Raw genomic sequence first — 18446 nt, 5'->3', positions numbered from 1 at the left:
TATCCGGTATTAGACCCCGTTTCCAGGGCTTGTCCCAGAGTGCAGGGCAGATTGCCCACGTGTTACTCACCCGTTCGCCACTGATCCACCCCGAAGGGCTTCACCGTTCGACTTGCATGTGTTAAGCACGCCGCCAGCGTTCGTCCTGAGCCAGGATCAAACTCTCCGTGAATGTATACCCGTAATCGGGTCCACACCCGCGTTGAGCGGCACGGCAACCACCGGAATAGGGCGGTCCCGCGCACTGCGTCCTCGCTAGTGTTTGTTTCAAAAGGAATCTCCAACCCCGATCAGGTGATCGAGGCCGGGGATGTCAACATATCTGGCGTTGACTTTTGGCACGCTGTTGAGTTCTCAAGGAACGGACGCTTCCTTCGGACCGCCTTCCAGCGGGCCCTCCGGGCGCTTCGTTCTTTCGTGTTTCCAGCTTACCAGATGTTTTCCGCTCCGCTTTCCGGAGTTTCATTCATCCGATTCCCGCTGGCGGGATTTCCTGCGAACTTCGTTCCGAAGCTTATCAAAGCTTTCGGAGTGTTCCGTCCGTGGGATTTGCTTCATCGGAGGGCGCGCATTTCGTGAAACGCGCTCGCCTCGATTTCGGCGGTGTCGTAGACACTAACGCCCGGGCCCGACCGTTGTCCAGTCGCTCCCAACCGTTCAAACCTACTAGCCCACCCACACCACGTCAATGGTTTGGTCGGGATGCGAGAAGACTAGCAGGTCAACGGCCTGTTGATCACCACGGCTCAGGCCGCGACGGGCTGTAGGTCCGCCCGGTCGGCCGCGTCCACGTCGCCGAACTCCCCGCTCGCCGCGGCCTTCCGGCCCAGGACCAGCGCATAGGTGAGGAACGCCGCCTCCGCGACGACTCCGATGGAAATGCGGGCCCAGGTCGGCAGGCCGGACGGCGTCACGAAGGCTTCGAGCACGCCGGCCACGGCCAGCACCGTCGCCAGCCCGATTCCCATGCCGATGATCGAGCGGCCCTGTTCCGCCAGTGCCACCGCGCGGGTGCGCGGGCCGGGGTCGATGAGGGTCCAGCCGAGGCGCAGGCCGAGGCCGCCGGACACGAAGACCGTGGTCAGCTCCAGCAGGCCGTGCGGGATGAGCAGGCCGAGGAAGACGTCCAGCCGCCCGGCCGAGGCCATCAGCCCGACGCCGACGCCGAGGTTGACCACGTTGACCCACATCACGACGAGCACCGGGATGCCCAGCGCGATACCGAAGAGCAGGCACTGCACGGCGATCCAGGCGTTGTTCGTCCAGACCTGGGCCGCAAAGGAGCTGGCCGGCCGGTCCGAGTAGTACGCCTCGTACTGTCCGCCGGGGCGGGTCAGCTCGCGCAGGTCGTCCGGCGCGATCAGGCTGTTCCGGACCTCGGGGTGGGTGGCCATCCACCAGGCGATCAGCACGGTGACGACCATCGAGACCGCCGCGACCGGCATCCACCAGCGGCGCGCGCGGTACAGCGCGGCCGGGAAGCTCACCGTGTAGTAGCGGGCGACGTCCTGCCAGCCGTTGGTGCGGGCGCCGGTCACCGCGCTGCGGCCCCGCGAGACCAGGCCGGTCAGCCGGCCGACCAGGGCCGGGTCCGGCGCGGCGGCCTGCACCTTGGCCAGGTGGCCGGTGGCGCGCTGGTAGAGGGTGACCAGCTCGTCGGCCTCGTCCCCGTTGAGCCGGCGCCTACGGGCAAGGGCGTCCAGCCGGGCCCACTCCCCCTGGTGGGTGGCGACGAAGACGTCCAGGTCCATTCGGCGGCTCCATGGTCGGCGATGGCGCGAGGCGCGCGTGCGCGGGTCGGGCAGGTACGTACGGACACGTGCGGGCCCAGCATGCCAGGAACCGCCGCCGCCCCGGCCGCCGGGATCTCACTTCCCGTGCGACCACCGGGCGCCGTATGTTTGCGGCTGCGGATCAGACTGCGGAGAGCGGGCAGTGGGGGCCGATCCACGTGCGCTCCCACCTGCTCGCATGAGCGTGAACGGACAGGTGTCTTGAGCGACCTGGTGACGGGTGAGGCGGTCGTCCTCGACCTGCAGACGGCGAAGCTTCCGAGCAGGGCGTTGGCGATCGTGCTCGACCTGCTCATCGAGTTCGCCGCCCTGTTCGTGTCGACGCTGGTGCTGAGCATCGCCCTGTCCGGCCTGGACAGCGCGGCGCTGGCCGCGACGATGCTCGGGATGACGGTCTTCTTCCTGGTGGCCCTGCCGGTGATGATCGAGACCCTCAGCCGCGGGCGCTCGGTCGGCAAGGCGGCGCTCGGACTGCGGGTGGTGCGCACCGACGGCGGCCCGGTCCGGTTCCGGCACTCGCTGGTGCGCGGGCTGGTGGGCTTCTTCGAGCTGATCGCGATAACCGGCGCCCCGGCCGTGATCACCTCCACGCTGAACGCGGACGGCAAGCGGCTCGGCGACATCTTCGCCGGGACGGTCGTGGTCCGGGAGCGCACTCCGGCCGGAGCCGGTGCGGCCGGCCCGCTGCCCCCGGTGCACCCGCAGCTGCTGCACGACATGGGCCGTGAGCTGGTCGCGATGGACCTGTCCGCGGTGCCCGAGCCGCTCTGGCTGGCGATCCGTCAACTGCTCGTCCGGGTGGGCCAGTTGGAGCCCGGCGTGTCCTTCCGGATGGCCGCCGGGCTGGCCGAGGACCTGGCCGGCCGGATCGGGAACCCGATTCCGCCGGGACTGCACCCGGCGGCCTACCTGGGCGCGGTGCTCACCGAGCGCCAGCGCCGGGAGTGGATGCGCGCCCAGCAGCGGTTCATGGCCGCGGCCCCCGTCCAGACCCCCGCCCCGCACCCGGCCGTCGCCCAGGCCCCCACGGCCGACGGCCGCCCCCACCGCGTCCTCGGCGTGCCCGCGGCGCACGCGCACGCGCCCGTAGCGACGCCCCCGGTAGCGGTCCCGGCACCGGTCCCGACGCCGGCCGCCCCCGCGGCCCCGTCCTTCGTCAAGCCCTCGCAGCCGACCCCGCCCGCTCCCGACGCAGGCTTCGCCCCACCCGCCTGAACCTCACCCGCCTGAACCCCGCCCGCCTGGACCCCACCCGCCTGGACCCCGCCCCTACTCCCCCACCGGCCAGGCGTTCGGCGGCGACTGGAGCTCCTCCAGCTCGATCCCCGCCGCCGCCAGCACCACGTCCCCGGCCAGGTGCACCACCTGCTGCTCCCCCGTCTCCAGGTCCGCCACCTGGTAGCGCTCGACCAGCAGCGGCCCCGAGTCCGTCGCGTGGGTGTCCACGCCCTCCAGCAGCCACCCCTGGTCGAAGGTGCGCGGCGCCAGCACCGGCTCGGTGAACGCCACCAGCCGCACCCGGGCGCTCGCCCCCTCCCGCAGCCGCAGCATCCGGGCGGTGGCGACCAGGAAGCCCGGCGAGCGTCCGGCGAAGCCGTGCGCCCGGTCGTGCCCCTCCGCCGCGTGCTCGCCGCCCGGGTCGGCCGCGTCGGTGCGGACCCACGCCACCCCGTCCACCGCGCCGCCGCGCACCTGCCAGCCGCCGGCCCGCAGTTCCATCCGCAACGGCCGGGCCCGCGAGTCCAGCGTCAGGTCGACGCTGCCGATCACCTGCCCGTCCGGCGCGTAGGTCTTGGAGACGTACCGCCAGCCGGCCGCCCCGGGCGCGCAGCTGAACCGCTCCTCGCCGAGCAGCACGTGGTCATGGGTGTCATGGAGCGAGTACCGACCGTTGGGCATGCCCGAAAGCCTACGCACCGGCGTCCGGTGCAACATTCCGGGCCGGTGCCCGCATCAGAGGGTCGGACGGCGCGGGAGACGCGCCGCCGCCACGACGAGAGGGGGTGCAGATGGCGAAGCAGACACGCGACGCGGAGTTCACGGAGTTCGTGGCTTCACGGAGTGGCTGGCTGCGGAAGGTCGCCTATCTGCTGTGCGGGGACTGGCACCGGGCCGACGACCTGGTGCAGGAGACCATCACCAAGCTGTACGTGCACTGGGCGAAGGCGAGCCGCGCGACGAACGTGGACGGCTACGCCCGCCGGACGCTGGTGAACACGTTCCTCGCCGAGCAGCGCACCTCCTGGTGGCGCCGGACGGTACGGACCGGCACCGATCCGGACATCGCGGCCACGAGCATCGACCTGGACGTCTCGCTCGACCTGCGCAAGGCCCTGGCGGCGCTCCCGCCGCGCCAGCGCGCGGCCGTCGTGCTCCGGTACTACTGCGACCTGTCGATCGACCAGGCAGCCGAGGCGCTGAACTGCTCCTCCGGCAACGTGAAGAGCCAGAGCGCGCGCGCCCTGGAGACCCTCCGCCGCAGTCTCGTTCTCGTCCCGGCCCTTGCAGAGAGGACGTCATGACCGCCACCGATCACCGTGAGCTGAGCATCGCCCTGTCGGCCCTGGCCGACGAGCCGGCCCCGCCCGCGGCCTTCGACATCACCACGTCCATCACCCGCGGACGGGCCCGCCTGCAGCGCCGGTACCGGGCCGCGGCCGGCGCGGTGGCCGTCGTGGCGGCCGTCGCGCTCACCGCCACGATGCTGATGAGGCCCGGCACCACGGCACCGGCGGTGCAGACCCTCCCAGCGGTCACCGCGACGCCGGCCCCGACCCCGACGTCGACCACCGCCCCGGCCGCCGCCTCGGACCCGCTCAGCACCGAGGTCTCGTACGGCTGGCTGCCCGACTGGGTGGACCAACCGGGCCGGATCGACCGCGAGATCCAGGCCAAGGGCCTCTACTCCGCGAACAAGGACACCGGCCGGAGCATCCCGCGCCTGAACCTCCAGCTCTACCCGGCCGGGGTCGAGCCGCCGTTGAACCCCCAGTCGCCCCCGTACGACATCCACCTGGTGCGCGAGGACGCCCCCCCGATCAACGGGCGGACGGCCTACTGGGCGAACCTGCCGAGCGGGACGCAGACGTGGTCACTGCGCTGGCTGACCCCCTCGGGCCGCTGGGCGGAGCTCGCCGCGAGCAACGGCACCCCGGAGCAGACCGGTCGCGACGTGCTGCTCAGGGTGGCCAACGGCGTCCGGTACGGACACCGGGACGTCCCGCTGCCGGTCCAGTTCACCAACCTGCCCGAGGAGTTCGGAACACCCGACATGGTGCAGCTCTCCCGCCCGGACCCGGAAGGCCGGGGAGCCTGGAACCTCTACCTGAACTTCAAGGTCCAGGGAAGGACCGTCACCCTCGAACTTCGACCGGACACGGACGAGCCCGGCACGATGCCGACCGGGCACCCCAGCCCCGCCCCGACCTGCCAGTCCCGGAACGGGGTGTGGATCTGCGCCGCCGTGTACGGGGGCGGCACGCCGCCGGCCCTGGACGAGATCGGCGGACTGTCCGGGCTGCTCTCGCGCACCGAGCCGATCGGTGTGGACGAACGCGACTGGACCACCGACGTGTTCGTCCGCTGAGAACGACCGGACGGCCGTTCTCGGCGGACGACCGGACGACCGGACGACCGACCACGCGCCGAACGCGCCGGTGGCCGGCACCCACGGGGGGTGCCGGCCACCGGCGTCCGCCGATCACCGCGTCAGCGGCGACTCACCGCATCAGTAGCGGTACTGCTCCGCCTTGTACGGGCCCTCGACCGGGACGCCGATGTAGTCGGCCTGCTCCTGGGACAGGGTGGTCAGCTTCACGCCCAGCGCGTCGAGGTGCAGGCGCGCGACCTTCTCGTCCAGGTGCTTCGGCAGCACGTAGACGCCGATCGGGTACTCCTCGGTCTTCGTGAACAGCTCGATCTGGGCGATCGTCTGGTTCGCGAAGGAGTTGGACATCACGAAGGACGGGTGGCCGGTCGCGTTGCCCAGGTTCAGCAGGCGGCCCTCGGAGAGGACGATGATGGTGCGGCCGTCGGCCTTGCGCCACTCGTGGACCTGCGGCTTGACCTCGGTCTTCACGACGCCGTCGAGCTTGGCCAGGCCGGCCATGTCGATCTCGTTGTCGAAGTGGCCGATGTTGCCCACGATGGCCTGGTGCTTCATCCGGGCCATGTGCGAGGCCATGATGATGTCCTTGTTGCCCGTGGTGGTGATGAAGATGTCGGCGGTCTCGACCACGTCCTCCAGGGTGGCGACCTGGTAGCCGTCCATCGCCGCCTGGAGCGCGCAGATCGGGTCGATCTCGGTGACGATGACGCGGGCGCCCTGGCCGCGCAGCGACTCGGCGCAGCCCTTGCCGACGTCGCCGTAACCGCAGACGACGGCGACCTTGCCGCCGATCAGGACGTCGGTGGCGCGGTTGATGCCGTCGATGAGCGAGTGGCGGCAGCCGTACTTGTTGTCGAACTTCGACTTGGTGACCGAGTCGTTGACGTTGATCGCCGGGAACAGCAGCTGGCCGTCACGGTGCATCTCGTACAGGCGGTGGACACCGGTGGTGGTCTCCTCGGTCACGCCCTTGATGGTGGCGGCGACCTCGGTCCACTTGTTCGGGGTCTCCACGAGCGTGCGGTTGAGCAGCTCCAGGATGATCCGGAACTCGTCGTTGTCCGCGGTGGACGGGTCCGGAGCGGCACCGGCCTTCTCGAACTCGACGCCCTTGTGGATCAGCAGGGTGGCGTCACCGCCGTCGTCCAGGATCATGTTCGGGGTCTTGCCGTCGGGCCAGGTCAGCGCCTGCTCGGTGCACCACCAGTACTCCTCCAGGGTCTCGCCCTTCCAGGCGAAGACCGGCACGCCCTGCGGGTTCTCCGGGGTGCCCTCCGGGCCGACCGCGATGGCGGCGGCGGCGTGGTCCTGGGTGGAGAAGATGTTGCAGGAGCACCAGCGGACCTCGGCACCGAGCGCCGTCAGGGTCTCGATCAGCACCGCGGTCTGGACGGTCATGTGCAGCGAGCCGGTGATCCGGGCGCCGGCCAGCGGCTGCGCGGCGGCGTACTCGGCGCGGATGGACATGAGGCCGGGCATCTCGTGCTCGGCCAGCTGGATCTCCTTGCGGCCGAACGGCGCCAGGGAAAGGTCGGCGACCTTGAAGTCACCGGTGATGTCGGTCGACATGCGTCTGCTCCTCGCTGATGGGGTGGGGCACGGGCCGAGGTCCGGATGTGCGGTGCGCATGGCGGGCCGTACGGGTGCACGGCTACGCCGGGGCCGCCGGATCCCGTGGTGGCGGACCGGCTCCCTGCTGCGCAGCACAAACCGTCGGAGGACCTCTCTCCCTCGACCGGCGCACACCCTACGGGTGCGGACCGCCGATCGACCGCCATCAGCAGCGACGTTCTGGCTCTGGTGACGAATCTACACCGATGGCCCCACCGGGCGTCCGCGGATGACTGATTTGGGCGGCCGGATCCGGCCGCCGCCCAGCCGCCGCAGGACCCCTGCCCGTCCCGTGCCCGGCCCCTGCCCGACCGCCGCCGGCCCCCGCCGGACCGGCCCGCCGGACGGTCCGTCAGTGCGCGGCGCCCGGCCCGGGGCCGCCCGGGGTGGCCGCCGGGTCCTCGCCCGCGGCGGCCTTCTCGGCGCTGTAGACGTCCGGCTCCAGGTAGATCGCCCGGGCGATCGGGACGGCGGCGCGGACCCGCTCCTCGGCCGCGTCGATGGCCCGCGCCACCCGGGCGGCGCTGTCCTCCGCGTTGACGGCGATCTTGGCGGCGACCAGCAGTTCCTCCGGGCCGAGGTGCAGGGTGCGCATGTGGATCACCCCGGTGACCGCCTCGCCGTCCACCAGCGCGGCGCGGATCCGCCGCACCGAGTCCTTGTCGGCGGACTCGCCGAGCAGCAGCGACTTGGTCTCCAGCGCGAGCACCACCGCGATCACCACCAGCAGCACGCCGATGCACAGGGTGCCGACGCCGTCCCAGACGCCGTCGCCGGTGATCACGGTGAGCGAGACGCCGAGCAGCGCGAGCACCAGGCCGATCAGCGCGCCGGTGTCCTCCAGCAGCACCACCGGCAGCTCGGGCGCCTTGGCGGTGCGGATGTACTGCACCCAGCCCTGGCCGCCCTTGGCCTTGGCGGACTCGCGCACCGCGGTCAGGAAGGACCAGCCCTCCATCGCGACGGCGAAGACCAGCACGCCCACCGCCCAGCCCCAGGAGTCCAGCGCCTCGGGGTGGTTGACCTTGTGCCAGCCCTCGTAGACCGCGAACAGGCCGCCGACGCTGAACAGCACGATCGCCACCAGGAAGCCGTACACGTAGCGCTCGCGCCCGTACCCGAACGGGTGCTCCTCGTCCGCCGCGCGGCGCGCCCGCTTGCCGCCGATCAGCAGCAGCACCTGGTTGCCGGAGTCGGCCACCGAGTGGACGCCCTCGGCCAGCATCGAGGAGGAGCCGGTGAAGCCGAAGGCGGTGAACTTGGCCACCGCGATCGCCAGGTTGGCGGACAACGCCGCGACCAGTGCCTTCGTCCCGCCCTCTGTGCTCATGGGCAGAGAGTAGCGGCCTCAGGACTGCGCGGCGGCCAGCCCCAGGTAGACGGCGGCGAAGTCGGTCAGCGCGATCAGGTCGGCCAGCGCGTGCAGCGGGTCCGCGAGGGTGCTCGCGTACTCGGTGAGCCGTACGTCGTGGGCGGCGGCCAGCCGGTGGGCGCGGCGCACGCCGAAGCTGCGCGGCCGGTCGTCGTCCTCGGGCACCTCGGCGGGGCCGTCCTGCTCCTGCCCGGGGTCCGGCGTGCCCGCCTCGGGGACGTGCCGCAGCAGCAGCACCTGGAGGTGCAGCGGGTCGGGCTCCTCGACCCGGTCCCGGAAGAAGTCGTCCGGGTCGGCGCCCGCGCCCAACTGGCCGGTGAACATGCCGCGGTGGGCGGTGAGCACCTGCGGCAGCGCGCCGGTCAGCGCCGGGCGGCCCGCCCGCTCGGCGAGCTGGGCGGCGAACCGGGAGGCGGCGGCGCCGGCGACCGGGCCCTCGGCCCACAGCAGCGGGACCGTCCCGGCCAGCCGGGCGGCCAGGCCCTTGGCCGGGTTGGTGTACGCGGCGGCGTCCGGGCGGCAGCGCACGGCGGCGGTGTCCAGCAGGTCGGCGACGGCCGGCAGCGCGTCGTAGGGCAGCTGGGTGAGGCCGAGCTTCTGGGCCAGCGCCAGCAGCGGGGTCAGGTGCGACCACAGCGCGGCCGGGTCCTCGGCCGGCAGGTCCGGCTCGGCGGCCGGTGCGGCGGGCGGGCCCTCGTCGGGCAGCACCGTGCCGACGTACGGCAGCGGCAGCGCGCGCACCTGCAGCGCGGCCTCGGCCAGCGGACTGCCGGGCGGGGCGGTGACGACGACGGAGCAGCCGCGGGCGTAGGCCTGCTCGGCGAGGCCGATCAGGCCCTGCTCGCCGCCGTCGGCGGAGCTGACCACCAGCAGGTCGAGCGGTCCGGCCCAGCCGGGCAGCTGCCAGCCGAGCCCGGCGGTGAAGGCGGGCGGGGCGCCGGCCGCCCGGTCGACGCGCGGGGCGACGGCCTCGGTCGGCGGCAGCGGGACGACCAGGACGGCGGTCCCGGCCAGCGCGGCGAGGATCTCGGCGGCGGTCAGGGCGCTGCCGTGCCCGGCGACCAGGACGGCACGCGGGCGGCCGTCGGGGCGCAGCCGGTCGAGGCCGGCCGCGTCGGCCTGCCGCAGCGCGGTGCGGACCCGGGCGCCGGCGCCGGCCAGGGCCAGCAGGGCGCGGTCGTGGTCGGCGCGCTGGAGGGCGGCCGGATCGTCGAGCAGGGTGTCGTCGAGCATGCGGCGGGCCTCCGGCTGTCCTGTGTGGGCGGCGGGCGCGGGTCGGGCCGGTCGGCCCCGGGGCTGGTCGGCCCCAACAGGATCAGGCCGGGCGGCGGGCCTCGTCCACCAGGAGGACCGGAATGCCCTCGCGGACCGGGTACGCGAGGCCGCAGTCCGCGCCGGTGCAGAGCAGCTCGGGCTGCTCCTCGGTGCCGCCCTCGGCGAGCGCGGCCCGGCACTGCGGGCAGACCAGGATCTCCAGCAGGAAGGATTCGAGCTTCATGGGGGCTCTCCAAAGTTCGGTGGTGGCACGGAGGTGCCCCGGCCGATAGGCAACCCTACCGGCCGGGGCACGGTGCGCTCCGGTCAGGCGCGGTCCGGTCAGGCGCGCACGACGGCGAGCACGCCGTCGCGCAGTTCGGCCATCCGCGCCGGGTCCTTGGCCTCGACGTTCAGGCGCAGCAGCGGCTCGGTGTTGGAGGCGCGCAGGTTGAACCACCAGTCCGGGCCGGCCACGGTGAGGCCGTCCAGCTCGTCCACCGTGGTGCCCTCCAGGCCGGCGTAGGCGGCGCGGACGGCGGCGGTGCTGGCGGCCTGGTCGGCGACGGTGCTGTTGATCTCGCCGGAGGCGGCGTAGCGGTCGTACTCGGCGGTCAGCTCGGACAGGGTGCCCTGCTGCCCGCCGAGCGCGGCCAGCACGTGCAGCGCGGCCAGCATGCCGGTGTCGGCGCGCCAGAAGTCGCGGAAGTAGTAGTGGGCGGAGTGCTCGCCGCCGAAGACGGCGTCGGTGACGGCCATCTCCTGCTTGATGAAGGAGTGGCCGACCCGGGTGCGCACCGGGGCGGCGCCGAGCTCGCGGACCACCTCGGGGACGGTCCAGGAGGTGATCAGGTTGTGGATGATCGTCGGCTCGGCCTCGCCGGCGGCCTGGGCGCGGGCGATCTCGCGGGCGGCGACCAGGGCGGTGATCGCGGACGGGGAGACCGGCTCGCCGCGCTCGTCGACCACGAAGCAGCGGTCGGCGTCGCCGTCGAAGGCCAGGCCGATGTCGGCGCCGACCTTGCGGACCTCGGCCTGGAGGTCGACCAGGTTCTTCGGGTCGAGCGGGTTGGCCTCGTGGTTGGGGAAGGTGCCGTCCAGCTCGAAGTACATCGGGACGAGCTCGATCGGCAGGCCGTCGAAGACGGTCGGCACGGTGTGGCCGCCCATGCCGTTGCCGGCGTCCACGGCGACCTTCAGCGGGCGGATCGCGCTGAGATCGACCAGGCCCAGCAGGTGGTCGGCGTAGCCGCGCAGGGTGTCCTGGGCGGAGAGCCCGCCGGGCTTCACGTCCTTGGCCGGGACGGTGACGGTGTCGTCCTCGGCGGTCCAGGACTCGACCAGCTCGCGGATCTCGGACAGGCCGGTGTCCTGGCCGACCGGGGCGGCGCCGGCCCGGCACAGCTTGATGCCGTTGTACTGGGCCGGGTTGTGGCTGGCGGTGAACATCGCGCCGGGCAGGTCGAGCTTGCCGCTGGCGTAGTAGAGCTGGTCGGTCGAGCAGAGGCCGATCTCGACCACGTCGGCGCCGTAGGCCGCGGCGCCCTCGGCGAAGGCCCGGCTCAGCGACGGCGAGGAGGGGCGCATGTCGTGCCCGACCACGATCGCGGTCGCGCCGGTGACCTGCACGAACGCGGCGCCGAAGGCCCGGGACAGGCTCTCGTCCCACTGGTCCGGGACGACACCTCGGACGTCGTACGCCTTCACGAGCTGCTTGAGGTCGCGCACTGCGGCTCCACCCTGGTTCTGTGCTGATCGATACGTCGGGCCACCGACGCGTCCGGTCGACGGATCGCGGTGGTGTCAGACGGGCAGCGTACCCGGGCCGGGCGAACGCACCGTGCGGGGCGAGGCCCAGGAGAGGCCCTAGTTGTCGGGCGAGCGCAGGACCCGGAGGTGGCCGCGGCGGCCGCCCTCGGTGGACTCGCCCTCGGGGACGCGGCCCTGACGGGGGGTCTGCGGGCGGGCGGCCTCGCGGACGGCGTTGGCGAGGGCCTCCAGGTCGTCGCTGCTGCGGCGCAGCGGCCCGGTCTCGAGGGCGAGCCGGACGACCTCCCAGCCGCGCGGGGCGGTGAGCCGCTCGGCGTGCTCGGCGCACAGGTCGTAGCAGTGCGGCTCGGCGTAGGTGGCGAGCGGGCCCAGTACGGCGGTGGAGTCCGCGTAGACGTACGTCAGCGTCGCGACGGCCGGTCGGCCGCACGCGGTCCGCGAACAACGACGTACAGAGCTCACGAGGGTGGACGGTACCGCACTCCCCGCCGGGGAGCGAAGACCGCCTGTCCGGCGGGGGTGCCGTGTCGCGCCCCGGGTGCTCACCGGCGTCCCCCCGCCTGGGCCCCGCCGGGCCGTGGGGGCGCCCCGGGCGCGCCCGCCCGGCTCCTGCCGACCGGCTCGCTCCGGCCGCTCGGACACGCGCCGTCGCACCGGCGATTCCCCCGTCGGAGTGGTCCACTTCCGACCCGCCAAGGACTACTCTCGGCAGTGATATGGACAGCTCCGCACCGCAGTCATCGACAGGCCCTTCGCGCCGCCCCCGGCACCGCGACCGGCACGGCAGGGGGCTGCGCGGCCCGCTGGCCCCGCCCCAGGTGCCGATCTCGCTCACCCGCTCCGAACTGTTCGACGACTACGTGCGCGAGTCGGTGGAGCGGTTGGAGCGGCGGTGGCCGCAGCTGATCGAGGTGGAGTTCGCCGTGCAGGAGGTGCCGCTGCACGAGCCGGACGGCGCCGACACCGAGGACGGCGTGCCGCTGGGCCGGGTGTCGCCCGGTCAGAAGGGCCACAAGAGCCAGATCGTGGTGTACCGGCGGCCGGTGGAGATCCGGGCGAAGACCCGGGAGGACCGGGCGGCGCTGGTGCACGAGATCCTGATCGAGCAGGTGGCCGAGCTGCTGGGGCTGTCGCCGGACGCGATCGACCCGCGCTACGACGAGGAGTGACCTTCCGGGGCCCCGCGGGGCCCCGGAAGGGCCGGTCAGCGCAGCACCACGCCCGGGTCCTGGGTGGCCTGCGGGACCTGCACGGTGCTGTGGTCGTCGCGCAGTGCCTGGACGGTGAACATCGGCACGTCCTTGGCGGGCAGGGCGAGCATCCGGGCGGCGACCACCGGGCCGCCGGACTCGGTCTCCACGGTGACCGCGAAGACGCCGTTCAGCCCGGCGGGCTCGGGCGCCGGGATGGCGACCGTGCCGCCGGCCGGGAGCTGGACCTCCTTGGTCGCCGGGGTGCCGCCGCCGCTGCCGGCCGAGCCGGTGACCTTGACGGTGGCGGCGTCGCCGGTGGAGGTCAGGAAGATCGTGGAGGCCCCGGCCCGGTTGTCGGCGACGGTCGCGCGGGCGCCGACCGGGCCGCTGCCGGTGAGCCAGGCCGCCTCGCTCTTGCCGTTGCCGCCCGTGCGGTCGACCCGCAACCCGGCCACGATCTTGGTGGGGTGCCGGTCGTCGCTGGGCGACAGCCGCAGCCCGGCGACCTCGTCCCGGGTGACCTTGCCCAGGTCGACGGCGGCCACCATGCCCGCCTTGACGTGGATCGACTCGTTGCCGGCCGGGGTGAACCAGCCGTTCTTGCCGGAGAGCTGGATCTTGAGGTCGGCGTCGTCCTCCGGCGGGGCCCAGACCACCAGCCGGGCCGCGGTGGCATCGGCGGGCAGGCCGGGCATCACCTGGGTGGCGGCCGGCTCGGCCGAGGCGGGGACCCAGTCGGCGCCCTTGGCGCCGTCGGCCGCGTGCAGCGCGGCGCCGATCCGCCCGGAGCGCACCACCACGTGCACGGCGAGGTCGGTGACGGCGCCCTTGCTGATCGTCGACAGCAGGACGGACTGCGAGCTGCCGGGGGCGACGGTGATGCCGTTGGCGGCGTCGTTGTCGATCAGGCCCTTGTCGCCGTACAGCTTGATGTCGACCACGGCGGCGGAGGACTCGGGGTTGACCAGGCTGACGTAGTCGACCCGGTCGCCGGCCGTGCTGGCCCCGGCGAACCAGAAGCTGGTGCTCTCCGGAGTGCAGGTCAGGCCGGACAGGCCGGTGCCGCGCTGCTCGGTGACCACGGTGGTCTGGCTGACGGTGAAGCCGGGGGCGAGCGCGCCGGTGGCGACGGCCCCGGTGCCGGGCGCGGCGTCGCCGTTGCTGGCCGGGCCGGTGGCCGGGGTGCCGGGCTTGCCGAGGGTCAGCTTGGCGTCGGCGGGCGCGGCGTTCTTGTCCGGGGCCGGGGTGGCCGGGGCGCCGGAGCCGCTCGCGGCCGCACTCGGCGCGCCGGCCGGCGATCCGCTCGGCGCCGGGGCGGACGGGGCCGCGCTCGGCGGGGTGGCCGGGGCAGCCTGCTCGGAGAGCCAGCCGGCGCCGCCGGTGGCCGAGCCGGTGCCGGGCGGGGTGTAGGCGGTCAGCGTGGTCGAGCCGGTCAGGCCCTGGAAGGGCTGCGGGCAGACCGCCGCCGTCCGCTCGACCTGCGCGGTGCTCGGGGCGGCCCCGCCGTCCGCCTTGGCCGGGCCGGCCGGCGGGCGCAGCTCGGCGATCCCGAACACGGCCGCCAGCACCACGGCCGCGGCCAGCAGGGACTGGGTGGTCTTCCCCGCGGACCGGCCGGGGGCCGGCGCGCCGGCGGGCTCCGCGGCCCCGGCCGCAGCGGCGGAGGGCTCTGCGGGCTGCTCGGCCCGGGCGGCGGACTTCTTCCCGAATGCGGGCTTCTTCATGGCGGGTCAGCTCCCCGATCCGTGCTGGTGGGGGCCGTAGTTACCGGAAGGGTGCCCGGTGCCGCCCGGTTCGTTGGGGTCGTAGTACGGCTCGCCCTGCTGCTGGCCCGGCAGCCAGGTCTGCTGGGGCTGCCCGGGCTGCTGCTGGTAGGCGTCGTAGCCGTACTGCTCCTGCGGGTACTGCTCGTACCCCTGCTGCTCGTAGCCCTGCTGGTCGTACCCCTGCTGCGGGTAGCCCTGCTGGTGGCCGTCGTACCCGTGGCCCTCGTAGCCCTGGCCCGCGTACGGCGCGGCGACCGGCTGCTGGGTCGCGTACTGGTCGTAGCTGTACGGGTCGGCCTGCTGGTACGTCTGGTACGGGTCGGTGTACGGCTCGGCCTCCTGGACGGCGGCGGCCGCCTGGACCGCCCCGGCCACCGGCTCGCCGGCGGGCTGCGCCGGGATCGCGCCCGGCAGGCCGTCGTACACCCCGGGCTCCTCGGCGCCGGGCTCGCCGCCCTCGCCGCGCTCGGCCATCCGGCGGGCCCGGCGGCTGCCGGGGGCGGGGGCCTGCGCCTGGGCGGCGGCGGCCAGCGCGGCGGCGGCGACCACCTCCTCGGGCAGGTCGTCGTCCTTGTGGCTGCGGCGGCCGGGCAGGGCCAGCACCAGGATGGTGAGGCCGACCAGGACCTGCGCCCAGATCCAGCCGGTGTGGACGAGGCTGCCCTCGCGGGTGACGCTCAGCTTGCCGCCGGCGGCCGGGAGCTTGAAGCCCTGCGCCCAGCCGTCGACCGTGGTGGGCTCCAGCGCGGTGCCGTCCACGGTGGCCTTCCACTCGGGGGCGGCGGCCTCGGCCAGCCGCAGCACCCGGCCGTCCGGACCGGCCGGGACGGTGGCGGTGAGGTCGCGCTCGCCGGACGGGACGACCACCGGGGTGGCGCCCGGAGCGGTGATCACCGCGCGCACCGCGGGCGCGCCGTTGACCTGCCAGAGCGCGGCGTCGCCGTCCTGGTTGGCCTTCACCAGGCCGGGGGTGGTGTCCAGGACGTCCTTGAAGGCGTCCACGGCCTGCCGCTCGACCAGCACGTAGGCGATGCCGTAACCGGCCAGGGCGTTCGCCTGGTCGGCGCCGGAGCCGGCCAGCAGGCTGCCGACCATCCGGTCCAGACCGCCCTGGGTACCGGTGGCCGGGTCGACGGTGGACTCCGCCTGGCCGAGGGTCAGGCCGGCGCCGCGCACCACGGTGTAGCGGACGGCGCCCTTCTGGCCGGTGACCACGAGGGTGCGGGACCGGTCACTGGTACCGGCCTCCTCGGCGATGAAGGCCGGCACCTGGCCGGACGCGGCGCGGTGCAGCGGGCCCCCGGCGCCGGTCAGCGCCCACCACAGGCCGGTGCCCAGCGGGGCCAGCACGGCGGCGGCCACCACCAGGGCGGCCACCGGCTGGCGCCAGCCGAAGGCGATCCCGGCGACCCGGGCGTTGGCGCCGTCGGCGCCGATCGCGGCGGCGGCGAGCAGGGCGATCCCGGCGATCAGGGTGGCCGGGCCGGCCCAGGCGGGCACCGGCTGGCCGCCGGAGGCCGGGGTGACGGAGGTGCCCGCCACCGCGACGGCGAAGACCAGCCCGGCACCGGCCGCGCCCCAGGCGGCGAGCACCGCGCGGCGGCGGTCGGCGCGCAGCAGCGCGGCCAGTGCGGCCAGGACGACACCGGTGGAGAGCCAGACCGGCGGCACCCCGGCGCCGCCGGGGTTGACCAGCAGCAGGCCGGCCGCGCTCGCCCCGGCGCCGTGCAGTCCGGGCAGCCCGGCCTCCAGCAGCAGCCACTGCGGGTGCGAGAGCACCTTGAGCGACCAGGGGGCGAGCACCGCGACCGGCACCGCGAGGATCACCAGGACGCGCAGGCCGAGCAGGCGCAGCGCCGTGCCGCCGGAGCCGAAGGCGCCGCCGCGCAGCACCGCGAGGACCAGCACGGCCAGGCAGAGCGGTACCGCGACGGCCCAGGTCAGCGGGACGAAGGCGGTGGCCAGGGTGAGCAGCAGGACGGTCATCCAGACCGGCCGCCAGCCGGGGCGGGCGCCCTTGGCGGCGCTCTCCTGGCGGATGCCGAGGCCGGCCGCGATCGCGGCGGCGCGGGCCAGCGGCGGCAGCAGCACGGCGAGGACGGCGGTGCCGATCCGGCCCTGGGCGAGCGCGCCGGTGGCGGCGGGCAGCAGCGCGTAGGTGGCGCTGGCCCAGGCGCGGACCAGCTTGGAGTCCAGCAGCGGCCGGGAGACCAGGTAGGCGCTGACCGCGGCGAGCGGGACGGTGAGCACGACCAGCAGGGTGAGCGCGAGGTCGGCGTGGCCGAACAGCAGCCAGGAGAGCACCGAGAGCACGCCGAGGTACGGCGGTGCGGCGGCGGTGGAGCCGGTGCCGACCGGGTGCCAGGCGTCCGCGTACATCGCCCACAGGCCGCCCGCGCCGTCGGAGGCGGGCAGCAGGGCGCCGCCGAACAGCTCGCCGCTGCCGAACAGGCCGCGGCAGGCGACCAGGGCGAACACCAGCAGGCCGGCGAACAGCACCGGCGCGGGGCGCCGGGCCAGCTTCTTGATCAGCGCGAACTGCTCGACGACGAGGTCCTCGCCGTCCTCGTCGCCACCGGCCTCGACCGAGCCGTGCCGGCTGCCGGTGTCGTCGGCGCCCCCTATCCCGAGCGAGCCGATGACGCCCTCGACGGCCAGCCGGGTGGTGGCACCGGGCGCCGGGAAGAGCGTGCGGTCGTCCAGGGCGTCCGCGGCGCGGGTCCGGGCACGGTGTTTGCGCGCGGCCAACAGCCGTGGGAAGCGGACGAGTTCGTGGCCGAGGCCGGCCAGTTCGTCGACCGCCTGGCGCGGGTCCTTGCCGAGCAGGTTGGTGACGGCCCGCACCAGGGTGCCGAGCACCAGGCGCAGCAGCACGTACGGGAAGAGCGCGCCCCTGCAGTTGGCGAGCAGGGTGTAGACGGCGCCGGACTTGTCCACCCGGTGCGGGTGGGCGGGGCCGCAGTCGATCGCGCGGCGCTCGCGGCTGGCCGCCTCGGCGTGCCGCAGCACGGCGTCGGGGGCGACCACCACGCGGTGGCCGGCGGCGTTGACCCGCCAGCAGAAGTCGGTGTCGTCCCGCATCAGCGGGAGGGCCCGGTCGAAGCCGCCGAGCTCCTCGAAGACGTCCCGGCGCACCAGCATGCCGGCGCTGGAGACGGCCAGCACCGGGCGGACCTGGTCGTGCTGGCCCTGGTCCTGCTCGCGGCGGTCGAGGCCGGTCCAGCGGCGGCCGGAGCGGGCGATGGTGACGCCGATCTCCAGCAGCTGGCGGCGGTCGTACCAGCTGCGCAGCTTGGGGCCGACCACGCCGGCACTGGGGGTGGAGTCGGCGACCTGGAGGAGCCGGCGCAGCGCGTCGGTCTGCGGCTCGCAGTCGTCGTGCAGCAGCCAGAGCCACTCGACCGGCTGGGTCTCGCGCGGGCCGCCGCGGCCGAGGTCGTCCTCCTGGGCGAGCGGGTCGCCGTAGTCGTCCCAGCCGCCGGTGACCGGGTCGTAGCCGGAGGGGTCGAGCCGGTACGGGAGGTCCTCCGGGCGCAGGGGCGCGCTGCTCGCGACGGCCTCGGCGACGGCGGCGCCGAAGCCGGCCCGGCGGCCGAGCACCAGCGGGCCGCTCTCGGGCAGCCAGTCGGCCAGGGTGTCGGCGAGCAGCTGCGGGGAGTTGTCGGTGGATCCGGTGTCGACCGCGAGGATCCGCTGGACCTGGCGGTCCTGGCCGAGCAGTCCGGCCAGGGCCTGCGGCAGCCAGCGGGCGCCGTCGTGCGAGACGATCACCGCGGTCACCAGGTGGCGCGGGTAGGCGGGCGGCCTGGAAGCGGTGAAGCCGCTCTGGTGGCTGTAGACGGTCATCGAGTGCGCGGGCCCCAGTTCTCGGTGGACACAGCCGGTGAACGGCAACCGGATGGCGCACCACACTAACGGCTCCGGATGGCCGCTTCGCGCCCGGTGCCGGTGCGGAGGCGGTGAAGAAGGGGACCCGGGATCGGCATGAACCGGTCCGGGAACACGAAAGCGCCCCACCGTCGCGGTGAGGCGCTCGTACAGCTGTGCGGCCGTCCGCCGGTGGCGGAGGGTCAGCGAGAT

Annotated in this window: 14 protein-coding genes and 1 rRNA gene; 4 read left to right on the top strand and 11 right to left on the bottom strand. The window is 74.1% G+C overall.

Annotation, left to right across the window (positions count from 1 at the left end; genetic code table 11):
• Together ACFWXO_RS23550 and ACFWXO_RS23545 are read right to left on the bottom strand one after the other, a co-directional pair.
• Positions 1-172: ribosomal RNA gene (locus ACFWXO_RS23550) — 16S ribosomal RNA — on the bottom strand; the annotation flags it as partial.
• Between the two features lie 574 nt (positions 173-746).
• Complete coding sequence (locus tag ACFWXO_RS23545; RefSeq protein WP_375895831.1) at positions 747-1751, bottom strand: stage II sporulation protein M; 1005 nt, start codon at positions 1749-1751, stop codon at positions 747-749.
• 243 nt (positions 1752-1994) lie between these two features.
• Between ACFWXO_RS23545 and ACFWXO_RS23540 the strand changes: the two genes are divergently transcribed.
• The gene (locus tag ACFWXO_RS23540) at positions 1995-3008 is read left to right on the top strand and encodes an RDD family protein (protein ID WP_380525662.1); all 1014 of its coding nucleotides are present in this window, start codon (positions 1995-1997) and stop codon (positions 3006-3008) included.
• Positions 3009-3062: 54 nt separating this feature from the next.
• On the opposite strand, the gene ACFWXO_RS23535 is transcribed toward ACFWXO_RS23540, so the two are convergent.
• Positions 3063-3692, bottom strand: a complete 630-nt coding sequence (locus ACFWXO_RS23535; protein WP_375895836.1) for a hypothetical protein — start codon at positions 3690-3692, stop codon at positions 3063-3065.
• 110 nt (positions 3693-3802) lie between these two features.
• On the opposite strand from ACFWXO_RS23535, the gene ACFWXO_RS23530 reads away from it, so the two are divergent.
• Positions 3803-4315 (top strand): SigE family RNA polymerase sigma factor, encoded by a 513-nt coding sequence (locus tag ACFWXO_RS23530; protein WP_380525661.1) that lies wholly within the window; start codon positions 3803-3805, stop codon positions 4313-4315.
• The gene (locus tag ACFWXO_RS23525; protein ID WP_380525660.1) at positions 4312-5379 is read left to right on the top strand and encodes a hypothetical protein; all 1068 of its coding nucleotides are present in this window, start codon (positions 4312-4314) and stop codon (positions 5377-5379) included. The genes ACFWXO_RS23530 and ACFWXO_RS23525 overlap by 4 nt, the downstream gene beginning before the upstream one ends.
• Positions 5380-5520: 141 nt before the next feature.
• On the opposite strand, the gene ahcY is transcribed toward ACFWXO_RS23525, so the two are convergent.
• The 6 genes from ahcY to ACFWXO_RS23495 form a co-directional block, all read right to left on the bottom strand.
• Entirely contained in the window at positions 5521-6969 is a 1449-nt protein-coding gene (gene ahcY / locus ACFWXO_RS23520; protein WP_375895843.1) for an adenosylhomocysteinase, read from the bottom strand.
• Positions 6970-7363: 394 nt separating this feature from the next.
• Complete coding sequence (locus ACFWXO_RS23515; protein WP_375895846.1) at positions 7364-8341, bottom strand: cation diffusion facilitator family transporter; 978 nt, start codon at positions 8339-8341, stop codon at positions 7364-7366.
• Positions 8342-8359: 18 nt separating this feature from the next.
• The gene (locus tag ACFWXO_RS23510) at positions 8360-9616 is read right to left on the bottom strand and encodes an SIS domain-containing protein (protein ID WP_380525659.1); all 1257 of its coding nucleotides are present in this window, start codon (positions 9614-9616) and stop codon (positions 8360-8362) included.
• A gap of 82 nt (positions 9617-9698) precedes the next feature.
• Positions 9699-9881, bottom strand: a complete 183-nt coding sequence (locus ACFWXO_RS23505; protein ID WP_375895850.1) for a Trm112 family protein — start codon at positions 9879-9881, stop codon at positions 9699-9701.
• Positions 9882-9979: 98 nt separating this feature from the next.
• Positions 9980-11365 carry a phosphomannomutase/phosphoglucomutase gene (locus tag ACFWXO_RS23500; protein ID WP_375895853.1) on the bottom strand — a complete coding sequence of 462 codons (1386 nt, stop codon included), beginning with the start codon at positions 11363-11365 and terminating at the stop codon, positions 9980-9982.
• A gap of 138 nt (positions 11366-11503) precedes the next feature.
• Entirely contained in the window at positions 11504-11953 is a 450-nt protein-coding gene (locus tag ACFWXO_RS23495; protein ID WP_375895855.1) for a DUF3499 domain-containing protein, read from the bottom strand.
• 170 nt (positions 11954-12123) lie between these two features.
• On the opposite strand from ACFWXO_RS23495, the gene ACFWXO_RS23490 reads away from it, so the two are divergent.
• Positions 12124-12576 (top strand): metallopeptidase family protein, encoded by a 453-nt coding sequence (locus tag ACFWXO_RS23490; protein WP_350509617.1) that lies wholly within the window; start codon positions 12124-12126, stop codon positions 12574-12576.
• Positions 12577-12611: 35 nt separating this feature from the next.
• On the opposite strand, the gene ACFWXO_RS23485 is transcribed toward ACFWXO_RS23490, so the two are convergent.
• Together ACFWXO_RS23485 and ACFWXO_RS23480 are read right to left on the bottom strand one after the other, a co-directional pair.
• Positions 12612-14324, bottom strand: a complete 1713-nt coding sequence (locus ACFWXO_RS23485) for a DUF5719 family protein (RefSeq protein WP_380525658.1) — start codon at positions 14322-14324, stop codon at positions 12612-12614.
• A gap of 6 nt (positions 14325-14330) precedes the next feature.
• Positions 14331-18212, bottom strand: coding sequence for a glycosyltransferase (locus tag ACFWXO_RS23480; protein ID WP_380525657.1), 3882 nt, complete (start codon positions 18210-18212; stop codon positions 14331-14333).
• Positions 18213-18446: the final 234 nt, after the last annotated feature.

It is taken from the genome of Kitasatospora sp. NPDC059088 (assembly GCF_042738155.1).
GTDB lineage: Bacteria > Actinomycetota > Actinomycetes > Streptomycetales > Streptomycetaceae > Kitasatospora.
Note: the sequence above shows the minus strand (reverse complement) of the source record. Positions and strands in the feature narration are given on the sequence as shown.